Consider the following 12,502-nt stretch of genomic DNA (forward strand, 5'->3'; position numbering starts at 1 on the left):
GACGAGGTGCGCTCCTGGGATCGGCTTTGGAGCTGAGATAGAATAGTTGGACCAACGCAACCCTTTGCAGGGTTGCACTTTTCCCTAAGTGTCCAGGGTAATTCTGTCAAACCGACAAAAAAATAAAAAACTGTTTTACAGCTGGTTAACTCCGCAGATTGTTTTACCATATCTCGATATTATCTTCTGTTTAATGAAATAGAACTGTAAATACAGCCATAGATTTTAGGGACACAATGTGGACTATGTTGGATCATTGTGTATTTCCAAGGCATAATATATGGATTCCTGTCTTCGAATACGTATAACTAACCGGTTAATTGCTGTATTTATTGTTGTTTTGGAAGGTCAAGAGGACAAAATAGTTTATAGTTGATTTTTTTAACTGAGCGTCTAAGTTTTAAAAAAGGAAGAGTAATAAGGGATATTGAAGTGAGATTTGCCATTTACATGCTTGCCTTCAGCAACCTGCTATGTGGTGAAGATGTATGGTCGGTTTTTAAAAGGGAAATACCTGAGAGTGGGATAGACAGATGAAAAAGAAAAATGATACTGACCTTGTTAAATTAATCAAAAAGGGAAATGAACAAGCATTTAGTGCAATATATGATCGCTATCACAGACAGCTTTTCCATCTGGCAAAAAAATATGTCAAGGAAAAGGAGCTGGCCGAAGATGCACTGCAGGATGTTTTCGTAAAGCTGTGGAACAAGAGGCGTGAGCTTGATCCTTCCCGGTCGATCAAGAGCTTTCTGTTTACCATGCTTAAGAACCATCTACTGAACATGATAAGGGACCGAAAAAACTCAATTCTATCCCACTATACCCCGCTGGAAGAAGAACAGGTTCCGGTTGACAATATAATCGAAAATAAAATATACCGCGAAGAATACCGGGAAATACTTGAAAGAGGAGTTGCCAAGTTATCTGAAGGCAAGAGAGAGGTGTTTAAAATGAAGGTCTTTAAGAATTATACTAATGCAAGAGTGGCCAAAGAGAGATCAGTTTCAGTACATACAGTGAAATCCCAGTTTTACCAGGGATGCAAGTTTATAAGGAAGTACTTGAAAAAGCATACCGGTATTCACTTGTTGTTGCTTTTGCTCTTTTAATCAAAGGATTGTGAATACAAGTTTACTCTTGAAACTGTACCCGTCGAATATTCCAAGATCTTTTTTTAAAATGTCCTGCCAGAAATATTCTGGTAAGGATGGTACTCCCTTCCTGTTATCGGAATAAAGTGATTTTGAGCCTTCCAATTTCCTAGAAAAAATAAAATTAATTCTAATACCCTTTGCTGTTGGCATGTGTATTAACAGTAGAAGGGGAAAGATTTTTGACAAGTATAAGACGGAATAATGAAAAACATAGACCGTAAGTTAATCGAAAAATATTTTAAAGATAGCTGTACCCGTGAAGAAGCTGAACAGGTTTTGGAATGGTTTAATACCAAGGAAGGTCGGCGTTATCTTACTGAGAAGCTTGACGCTGACATAAGAAAACTGGAAGAAACGGATCTTCATTTGGTACATAGTGAGTTGGACTCTGAAAGTATATTTAAGTCAATACAACAAAAAAAGTCTTCTTCCCAAGACCTTGGCCTTAAAAAGGATAAAATTTTGAGCCCGATTTGGAGAGTGGCTGTCATTCTTTTGATAGGCTTGGTCGGTTCTCTATTCTTCTATTCCAATTACTATGAGGTACCCCAGACGGAGGATGAGGCGAATCCAACCTATTATGAAACTCTCGATAATCAGCAAAAACAGCTGACACTGTCAGATGGTACCCAGATTAGATTAAACAGCAATTCGAAGATATGGATACCGGATCGTTTATCTGGGAATGTTCGGGAGGTACGGATGACCGGAGAAGCATATTTCGATGTGGCTCCGAACCCGGACAGGCCTTTTGTTATCCATACGAAACAGACCTCTATCAGGGTGTTGGGGACTGCCTTTAACGTCAAGTCTCTGTCGACCAGCAAAAATGTACAGGTGGCAGTAGTAGAAGGAGAAGTGTCGGTCAGCAGTTCTGAAAAGAAAAAAGAAAATTCGGTGCTGCTGGGTAAAGGGCAGTTTGGATATTTGGAAGAAGGAGAGTTTAGCGTAGAGAATTTTGGAATTGAAAACTACCTGTATTGGATGAAAGGGCGCCTTGTATTTGAAAATTTAAATCTGGATCAGGTCTGCACACAGCTCTCTCGACTGTATGAGGTAAGCTGCCAGATTGAGGATGAAGCCCTGCGAAATTTAAAATTATCCACCAATGTATCTTCAGCCAGCTCACTGGAGAAGGTGCTCTCGGTCATTTCCCTGTCATTGGATGTGAATTACAGAAAGAGCAATCATGGAATTGTATGGTACGACAAACAGAAGCTGGAATCTACAGGAAACGAAACGGAAGCAGGCCAGGAGAGAAGGTAAGTGAGCGTTGTTAAACAGTAAGCTTAACAAATTAATACTAGTCTTATGAGAACAGGAAAGATTACAGATCGCAGTGTGATGGATATCTTTTGGAGGAGATTACTTTTCTTTATCGGATTGATGGTTGTGTGCGGTACAGCGACACAAGCATTTGCAAAAGCTAATATGCAGGAGGAGCTGACGCTGCAAAAACTGGTATCGAACAGTGTATCGCAGGAAACCCGGGTAGTCTCTTTGGATTTTGAAGAAACTCCACTGATTGATGCCCTTAAACAACTTGCGAGAAAAGCGAGGGTGGGATTTTCCTTTAATCCGGATATTATACCCGATAAAAAAGTAACAGCAAAATTTGAAGGAATTACAGTACGCAAGGTTCTATACAGCTTACTAGATGGCACCGACTTGGAGATTAAGTTACCGCCTTCTAAGGACGTAATAGTGGTAAAGGAGAAACCGAAAAAAGTGCCAGATCTTGCTGTAGTACTGCAAGCCACAGTAAGAGGAACAGTTACTGATGCTCAAACGGGAGATCCCCTCCCCGGAGCCAATGTATCAATACAGGGGACAACAACTGGATCTTCTACCAATGCTGAAGGTGAGTTCACCATTACCGGAGTTGAACCAGGGACCTATACGTTTGTTGCTTCATTTATTGGGTATGAGACTAGTACTCAGGAAGTTACTATTACTGAAGGAGAGAATGAGCTTACGATAAACTTTTCACTTCAACCTTCAGATATAGCGATGGAGGAAATGGTTGTAATTGGTTATGGAGAGCAAGAAAGGTCTGAAATCACAGGTTCGATATCGTCTGTTGATGGAGAACAGATTACCAGTGGACAAACGGCAGATGGTGTTCAAAAGGCACTTCAGGGACGTATTGCAGGTGTAAACGTATCTACCAAATCAGGTGCTCCCGGAAGTGCTGCAGACATAAATATCCGTGGTGTTGCAACCTTTGGCAACAGTAATCCGCTTTACGTAATTGATGGTGTCCCAGTATTCAGTGGTGATAACACAAACATTAATCCCCTTGCCACCCTTAACCCTGGTAATATTGAGTCTGTAGAGGTGCTGAAGGATGCTTCCGCTTCAGCTATTTATGGTGCACGAGCTGCTAATGGGGTGATCATTATTACCACAAAATCTGGACAAGCAGGAGAAACTAATGTAGAAGCTAACCTGTCTGGTGGCGTGTCAGTGGTTACTGATTATCTCTCTATGATGAATTCTGAACAGTATGTGGAATATTCTAGTGAAGCTTACGAAAATGCAGGTGTTCCCCTTCCTGTTTCACTAACAGAACCTCAACTGTCAGAAAACTTAAAAACCGATACTGATTGGGGCCGGGAGGGATTTAGCCCTGCTTACAGCCAAGAGTTTTCCTTATCTCTATCAGGAGGTAATGAAAATGCTACGTACGCATTTAGTACCGGATATATGAATGAAGAAGGTAATATCCCATCAAGTGGGTTTAAGCGATATTCCGCAAGAATTAACAGTGATTTTGACATTGGTGAAAATTTTAGAATTGGAGAATCTATTGAATTAAGTAGGGCTCAATGGACTGGTGTTGTAAGTCCCTCATCAGTAAATTTTAAAGAACTTCTTCAACAAGCCCCGACAGTCCCGGTTTACTGCCCTGAAAATTTAGGTGGGTTTTGTGGTCCAACAGTTGAACGCTCCCCACAAGATAGGAATAATGCTATCGGTATATGGACCTTAACTGATCAAGAAAACGTAAATAATAGAATATTGGGTAATGTCTATGCCGAATACGATATTCTCTCAAATCTTACCTATCGATTGAATTTAAATGGGGATTTTACTTTTGGTCATGATAATACCTTTACTCCTAAATATGAGATGGGGAACCGAAGTAATCCTACTGCCGATTTGAGTGTGAATAAGTCAAACACTGACAATTACATTATCGAAAATACATTGACTTATCAAAATGAGTTTAAAGGTATACATGATGTGACAGCTCTAATCGGCTACTCGCAGCAAAAATCGTGGTATGAATATATCAGTGGTAATACAACGGAGTTTCCAAATAATAACGTGCCTACAATTGCAGCTGCTTTTGGTCAATCAAGTTTAAACGGAAGCGAAACTGGTTGGGCACTTCGTTCATTCATGGGACGTGTAAATTACGGATATGATGACAAATATAACTTGATGGCAACACTACGGCGGGATGGATCATCACGTTTCGGTGAAAATAATCGTTACGGCATTTTTCCTTCTGTATCCGCCAACTGGGTAGTCTCTAGCGAGCCCTTTATGGAAAATATTGGTGCTATTTACAACCTTACAATTAGAGCAAGTTGGGGACAGGTTGGTAGCCAACAAATTGATAATTTTGCCTCAATTGCCACCATTTCTCCCTATGCGAGATATATTTTTGGAGAAGATCAATCGGTTGCTCCGGGAGCTACCTACTTGCAGTTGGGCAACAATAACCTGCAATGGGAAACGACCACACAAAAGAATATTGGTCTGGATATATCACTTCTTAATAATCGTCTTTCTCTGGCGATGGACTACTATATAAAAGATACTGACGGGGTTCTGCTACGTGTGCCGATACCTACTACATCTGGTCTCCGGCGGGGAAATGGTTCATTCCAGAATGCAGGAGCACTACATAATGAAGGATTTGAGCTTACTGCTGATTACAATAATAATATTGGTGATTTTCAGTATACCATTTCAGGTAACATATCAACAAATAAAAATGAGGTTACTTCACTGGGCAACGGTGAGCCAATAATTACAGAAATGACAAACGATCCTAACCAAGTGCTGTCAATGACACGGGAAGGTGAAGAGATTGGTGCTTTTTATGGCTGGGTCATGGAAGGCGTGTTTGTTGATCAGGCGGACCTAGACAATCATGCCGATCAGCCCGGTGCAGCCCCTGGAGATGTAAAGTTCAAGGATCTGGACGGTAATGGTGTAATTAATGCCAATGACCGTAAAATAATTGGTAGTCCTTTTCCAGATTTTTCTTACGGATTAAACTTTAATTTTCAGTTTAAAAAATTTGATGCTTCAATCTTTATACAAGGTAAGCAGGGTCATCAAATCTATAACTTGATTTGGGCTGGTTTGTCTCAAGGGAAGGGTAGTGGAGATAATAATGCATTGACTGTAATGCTTGATCGTTGGCAAGAGCCTGGAGATGTCACTGATGTTCCCAGAGTTGTGAGAGGAGATCCGAATCAAAATGTGCGCCCTTCAACTCGTTTTATTGAGGATGGATCATATTTAAGAGTTCAAAATCTACAGATTGGTTATGATTTTGGAGAAAGATTAAATGTCCCGGGATTCCGCCTATATGTGTCAGGTTCAAATCTCTTAACTTTAACGGGATATCGAGGGCTTAATCCGGAAGTTGGAACTTTGACCTCAGGTAACCAAAGTTCACTTATAAGAGGGGTAGACTTTGGTCAATATCCAATACCAAAGACGTTCAGAGCAGGAGTTCAAGTTGATTTTAATTAAATAAAATTGAAGATCCTTAAATACCAAGTGGGAAATATTATGAGACAGATTAAAATAATAAGTGCAATATTGTTGATAGCTCTAGTGTATGCAAGCTGTAATGATAATTTCTTGGACATAAAACCAACTAGTTCACTAACCACAGATACCTTTTATCAATCTGTAGACGATGCCCAATCCGCAGTTAATGCTGCTTATGCTTCCTTGCAATTAAATGACATGTATAGTGATGATTATCCTAAAATAGTTGAGGGCCCTTCAGACGATGTAGAAGTAAATAACACAGGAGGATTAGAGTTTAACACATGGAGTTTCAGTCCTTCCATTCAATTTATTGATGATGTCTGGCAGGTATGTTACGAGGGGGTATTCAGATCAAATTTGGTGCTTCAACATATTCCTGAAATTGATATGGATGAATCATTGAAAGCCCGATTTATTGCAGAAGCACAGTTTTTGAGGGCGTTGTACTATTGGCATCTAACCACCTTATTTGGAGATGTACCTTTGATTAAAGAGGCCAATCCCAACGATCTTTCAAATGCTACGGTTGGGAAAACTCCCAAAGCAGAGGTCTACGATTTTATGGTTTCAGATCTTCAAAAGGCCATTGAAGTGCTGCCGACAAGGTCGGAATATAGTAGTGAAAACTTGGGTAGGGCTACGAAGGGAGCTGCACAAGCGTTACTGGGCAAAATATATTTATATGCTGAGAACTATGAGATGGCTGAAACAACACTTGATAAGGTTATCAATTCAGGTGAATATTCATTAGTTGATGATTATACAGATCTTTGGGTAGAGGACAATAACTCAGAGTCCATATTTGAAGTTCAATATGCTAATGTTGGAGGAAGTACATGGTCGGGCCAGGATGGGCCAGGGGTAAATGAGTCAAATCTTAGGCTGCGATTGAATTTACCTCAGGGACACGGAGGATTTGCAAATCTGCTGCCTACCCAGGATCATGTAGATGAATACGAAGATTATTCCGGGCCAACCGCAATAGATGGGAAAGATCCTCGGCTGTTTTACAACGTTTTTACTGAAGGTGATCCATTTGGTGATACACAATACAGTGAGACATGGACTCCCTTGGATTATACGATGAAGAAAGGAATGCTGCCCCATCTTGGCCCTGAAGATGCAAATCCTCGAAATATTCCAATTATTCGGTTGGGCGATGTCATTCTTATGGCTGCTGAAGCTGCTAATAGAAACGGTGATCAAGCTAAGGCTATAGAATATCTCAATGATATACGTGATCGACCAAGCGTTGATATGCCACATTATCCCACTGCTGAGTACCCTGTAGGTAATGAACAGGAGGTTTTTGAAGCTATCGTTCATGAGCGAAGAGTAGAGCTGGCTTTTGAATACCAACGGTTACATGATCTGAGACGTTGGGGGCTTGGTGAAGAACAGTTAGGCCCAATAGGATACCAGGCACCGAAACATCGTTATTTCCCTATTCCACAGGCAGAAGTAGATATCAACCCCGAACTTGATCAAAATCCCAACTACTAGTTTTGGATGCTAATTGTGGAATGGGATGATCATGATCAGCAGAAAAGGTATTGAAAATATTTGCTGATCTACCTCTTATGTGTAGACTGGCAAGTATTAATTTAATCGTAAGCTATACAATATATTTTCTTTGAAGGTATGCGACAACTTTTTTGAAGAAGCAACCTGAAATGATTATAGCTATTTATAGTTAATAGTTGATTTTAAATTAAACTTATGGGTGGGTTCTTATGCTTAGCAGGAAAAAAATGATAAAAATTCTTGCGAGTCTTCCCCTTGTGGGGGGGCTGGCAGGCTCAGCGCTCACATCACAAAATGATTATAATAAGGGACCAAACTCAACTAAGTATCAAAATCTGTTCTCAGAATTAGGGATTCAACCATTAATAAATGCCCGCGGTACCATGACCTATTTGTCTGGGTCATTGATGTTGCCAGAAGTTGTTCAGGCAATTAATTCCACCTCCCATGAATTTGCCAATATGTATGAAGTTCAGGATGCTGTGGGAAAGAGGATTGCTGAATTGTTGAACTGTGAAGCTGCAATGGTCACATCCGGCGCAGCAGGCGCAATAACAATTGGCACAGCAGCTGCGATTACAGGGAAAGATCAGAAAAAAATTGATCAATTACCTAACCTTCCGGGCCCCCGGCCCGAGGTTATTATCCAGAAGGAGCATCGGTATGTATTCGATCAGGCTGCTAGAATGACCGGGATAAAATTAGTTGAGGTCAAAGGACCCAAAGAAATGGAAGAGGCCATCAATGAGAATACGGTAATGGCATTATTTTTCAATGCGGCTTCATCATGGTATGGAATAGATGAATATAGTATTAGTCGTGAAGAGTTTATAGCAATTGGTAGAAAATATGACATCCCTACATTCAATGATGCAGCAGCCGACGTAACACCGGTAGAAAACCTGTTTAAATATCAGGAAATGGGATTTGATATGGTCACATTTTCAGGTGGTAAGATGCTTCGTGGTCCGCAGAGTGCCGGAATTTTATTAGGACGTAAAGATTTGATTGAGGCGGCTAAACTTAATTTTAATCCACATGAATCTCCTATTGGTCGCCCCATGAAGGTAAATAAGGAGGAGATGTTTGGAATGTTGGTAGCCTTGGAAGATTTCCTGGAGAGAGATCATGAGAAAGAGTGGCAAGAGTGGATAGGCCGAACAAAGTATATTGCGGATAAGGTTGAAACCGTTCCTACTGTAAAGGGCAAAACAGAGGTAAATGAAGGGCCTGCCAATTATTTTCCAGGATTGAAAGTAAGCTGGGATCAGAGTAGAGTAAAGATAACCCCTGAGGAAACGGTGAAGGAACTTAGAGAGGGATATCCAAGAATTGAAACTTCAGGTAATGATGAAGGCCTGAATATAAGTGTTGTAACACTGAAACCAGAGCAAGTCGATATTGTAGGCCAGCGAATTAAGGAAGTGCTTGAACAAGCAGTGTAGGAAGGTTGATTCTTCTAATATTTTAAGTAATTGAGAAGTAACTACAAAGCAGGCACTCTTGAATAATTACTATGTTTTGAATAATGAACTATTTGCTATGGAATAGTAGTCTATTTCTAGGAATTTTTTTAACGCAAAGTCTGCCCTAAACTATCTAGTTGGAAGTTGAAACTTAAGAAAAACTTGTTTCTTAGCTTAAACGGGACATTTTAAATGTTGTATGCTTAGAAAAATAATTTATGTAATTCAAGCAATAATCCAAATAGCATTAAAAACTTAAATAAGTATGGATTTTTCAGATCAGAAGAAATCGCGACGATCAATAATAAAATCATTGTTTGCTTCAGTGGCTGCTTTTGGTGCCGGACTGTTTGGTATTTCCCAAGTCCAGGCGAAAGAAAATAGTCGCGACAATTCGATAACAAGAATCCCGGACAAAGAGCAGGCTTCAGGTTCCCAGCCTCCGCTTTTTTCGAGTTCTGTGGTCCACGATGGGTTAGTTTATGTGGCGGGTAAGGGATACCACAAAGAGGGAGATATTACCAAGCACACGGAAGAAGTGTTGAACTCCCTGGAAGAAGAACTTGAGAATGCGGGATCCTCTATGGAACGAGTACTGAAGGTCAATGTATATCTGGCTGATTTAAACGATTATGATAAAATGAATGAGGTTTATCGAGGTCGGTTTGGCGATAATCCACCGGTTCGTACTACCGTTGCAACCTATGGTGGGGTTCCGGGTGATTCGCTGGTCGAAATTGATTGTATCGCTGCCTTGAATGAATAATAAACCTAGCCTTAACTCAAAATTGATGGTAGTGCTAAGTAAATTTCAATCGATCAGTTCCTTTTTCTATCTCCTGTTTTATTGTGTAATGCTTTCCCTTCCTGCCTCCGTATATGGCCAGTCTTATGAATTGTTGCTTGATGATGGGCACGTGATTGATCCTAAAAATAGGATCAATAAACCAATGGATGTAGCAATTGCCGATGGTAAAATAGCAAGGGTTGCTAATGATATCGCCGTAGAACAGGCGACCAAGGTTGTAGATGTCAGTGGACTATACGTGACTCCAGGATTGATTGACATGCATTCTCATAATTATTACGGAACTGATTCTGAAGCCGCATACAGTAATGGTATGAATGCGCTTCCACCCGATGGATTTACGTTCCGGGCTGGTGTGACAACGGTCGTCGATCCGGGTGGGGCTGGTTGGCGAAACTTTAAACATTTTAAGAAGCAGGTGATAGACCATTCCAAGACACGCGTCTTGGCGTTACTTAACATTGTAGGAAGCGGGATGAAAGGAGGAGCGGTTGAACAGAATATGCAGGATATGAACCCGAAAACAACTGCTCTCGTAGCTCAGACTAATAAAGAGATTGTTGGTGTTAAACTGGCCCATTACAATGGCCATAATTTTACTCCCACAGAACTTGCTGTGAAAGCTGGTCAAATAGCCAAAGTTCCAGTTATGATCGATTTTGGGAGTGCCGATCCGCCACTCTCCTTGGAAACGCTGTTCATGGAAAAATTGCGTCCTGGTGATATTTTTACTCATACCTACGCTAACTTGGATTCCAGGCAGTCAATTTTGGATGAAGATTATAATTTAAGGCCATTCGTGTTAGAGGCACAACGGCGCGGTATTGTTTTCGGTGTGGGGCATGGAGGTGGCAGTTTTAATTTTAAAACGGCAATACCGGCTATTAAACAAGGGCTAAAGCCCGATGTAATCAGCACGGATCTACATACTAATAGCATGAATAGCGGTATGAAGAACATGCTCAATGTAATGTCAAAATTTTTGAACATGGGCATGAGCTTACAAGACGTGATTGACGCCTCCACATGGCAGCCGGCGCAGGTAATCCAGCGGGAGGAACTGGGCAACTTGGACAAGGGTGCTGTAGCGGATGTTACTGTTTTAAAGTTACGGGAAGGGGTGTTCGGTTTTGTTGATGCAGATCCGGGTGCTAAGATGACAGGTAACCGGAAATTGCAGGCAGAACTAACACTTAGGGCCGGTGAGGTCGTTTGGGATTTGAATGGGATTACTGCTCCGATGTGGAAAGATTAAAACCATCAAAGATACATAAAACTGGAATTCAGTAAATTTCAAATATTAAATTCATTATGAAAAAAAATAAATATAAAACCAGCCGACGCGATTTTTTAAAAAAGGCAGGACTTGGGGGGATCAGTCTTGCTGGTTTGACCTTGGCCCCAATAGAAGACCAGCTTGCTCATGCTACAAAAAATGTCAATAGAAACTCCAATCCTTCCGAACTGGAAATTACCGACATGCGTATTGCCCATGTCAATGACGCGGCTCCTATTATCAGGATATACACCAATCAAGGTATTATGGGACATGGAGATGTGCGTGATGGAGCAGATCCTCGTTACGCTCTGATGCTTAAAAGTAGAATTTTGGGAGAAAATCCCTGTAATGTCGAACGCTTGTACAAGATAATTAAACAGTTTGCCCACCATGGTCGACAGGGCGGCGGCGTTTCCGGTGTGGAGATGGCTCTCTGGGACTTGGCTGGTAAGGCGTATGGGGTACCAGTTTACCAAATGCTGGGAGGCAAGTATCGCGACAAAATCCGAGTTTATGCCGATACGCCCCAAGAGTCAGATCCGCAAATATTTGCACAGCGCATGCAGGGACGAATTGATCAGGGTTATACAGCTCTTAAGATGGACATTGGGATTGATCTTATTCGAGATATCCCCGGTACGGTGGTGAATGATGAGTTTTGGGAAGATCAACCGGGGGGTATGCAGGCATGGAGTTCGCACCATGGCAGCTATGGTCAGACCAAACATCCTTTTACTCGCGTTCAGATTACAGACAAGGGGATTGAGGAGTTGATGAAATATATTGAAGTAACGCGGGACCAAATTGGTTATGAGATTCCGCTGGGTACTGATCACTGGGGACATTTCGGTGTTAATGAGGCGATAAAAATAGCTCAAGCCACGGAGCCATATACCTTGGCTTATGTAGAAGACCTAATTCCTTGGCAGTATACTGACCAATGGCGAGAAATAACCGAAAACACAACAACGCCCACATTAACTGGAGAAGATATCTTCGGGCTAGAAGGATTTAAGCCGCTGATTGACAAGCAGGCAGTGAATATTGTCCATCCAGATCCGAATTCCGCTGGAGGTATATTGGAAACGAAAAAAATTGGTGACTATGCGGCACAGAATGGGATAGCGATGATGCATCATCACGCTGCTTCCCCTGTTTCTTTTTTGGGTTGTGTACATAGTGCAGCGGCCACTGAAAATTTTATGTGGCTTGAACACCATTCGGTTGATGATCCCTGGTGGGAAGACCTCGTTACCGGAATAGAAAAACCAATTGTTCAGGATGGTTATGTCAACGTTCCCGAACAACCGGGAATTGGTGTAGAGTTGAATGAGGAGATGATCAAGGAGCATCTTGAAGAAGATGCTGAATATTTTGCCCCGACCCCCGAGTGGGACGAGGTGCGCTCCTGGGATCGGCTTTGGAGCTGAGATAGAATAGTTGGACCAACGCAACCCTTTGCAGGGTT

Annotated in this window: 8 protein-coding genes; all 8 read left to right on the forward strand. The window is 41.4% G+C overall.

Translation table 11 applies throughout. The features are described 5' to 3' along the window. Positions 1-533 precede the first annotated feature (533 nt). The 8 genes from ACG2E4_RS17745 to ACG2E4_RS17780 all read left to right on the forward strand — a co-directional run bounded on the left by ACG2E4_RS17745 (position 534) and on the right by ACG2E4_RS17780 (position 12,464). Positions 534-1,112, forward strand: a complete 579-nt coding sequence (locus ACG2E4_RS17745) for an RNA polymerase sigma factor (RefSeq protein ID WP_395277421.1) — start codon at positions 534-536, stop codon at positions 1,110-1,112. 246 nt (positions 1,113-1,358) lie between these two features. Next, positions 1,359-2,423 carry a FecR family protein gene (locus tag ACG2E4_RS17750; protein ID WP_395277422.1) on the forward strand — a complete coding sequence of 355 codons (1,065 nt, stop codon included), beginning with the start codon at positions 1,359-1,361 and terminating at the stop codon, positions 2,421-2,423. Positions 2,424-2,468: 45 nt separating this feature from the next. Beyond that, positions 2,469-5,933: a SusC/RagA family TonB-linked outer membrane protein gene (locus tag ACG2E4_RS17755; protein ID WP_395277423.1), complete on the forward strand. Its 3,465-nt coding sequence runs from the start codon at positions 2,469-2,471 to the stop codon at positions 5,931-5,933. Positions 5,934-5,972: 39 nt separating this feature from the next. Then, positions 5,973-7,460: a RagB/SusD family nutrient uptake outer membrane protein gene (locus ACG2E4_RS17760; protein ID WP_395277425.1), complete on the forward strand. Its 1,488-nt coding sequence runs from the start codon at positions 5,973-5,975 to the stop codon at positions 7,458-7,460. Positions 7,461-7,690: 230 nt separating this feature from the next. Continuing rightward, the gene (locus ACG2E4_RS17765; protein ID WP_395277426.1) at positions 7,691-8,926 is read left to right on the forward strand and encodes an aminotransferase class V-fold PLP-dependent enzyme; all 1,236 of its coding nucleotides are present in this window, start codon (positions 7,691-7,693) and stop codon (positions 8,924-8,926) included. Positions 8,927-9,212: 286 nt separating this feature from the next. Then, positions 9,213-9,713, forward strand: a complete 501-nt coding sequence (locus ACG2E4_RS17770) for a RidA family protein (RefSeq protein WP_395277427.1) — start codon at positions 9,213-9,215, stop codon at positions 9,711-9,713. Then, positions 9,706-11,010, forward strand: coding sequence for an amidohydrolase/deacetylase family metallohydrolase (locus ACG2E4_RS17775; RefSeq protein ID WP_395277428.1), 1,305 nt, complete (start codon positions 9,706-9,708; stop codon positions 11,008-11,010). Before ACG2E4_RS17770 ends, ACG2E4_RS17775 begins: the two co-directional genes overlap by 8 nt. A 56-nt stretch (positions 11,011-11,066) precedes the next feature. Beyond that, entirely contained in the window at positions 11,067-12,464 is a 1,398-nt protein-coding gene (locus ACG2E4_RS17780) for an enolase C-terminal domain-like protein (RefSeq protein WP_395277429.1), read from the forward strand. Positions 12,465-12,502: the final 38 nt, after the last annotated feature.

This window comes from Halalkalibaculum sp. DA384, from assembly GCF_043951955.1.
In the GTDB taxonomy this organism is placed as follows: Bacteria; Bacteroidota; Rhodothermia; order Balneolales; family Balneolaceae; genus JAMQKA01.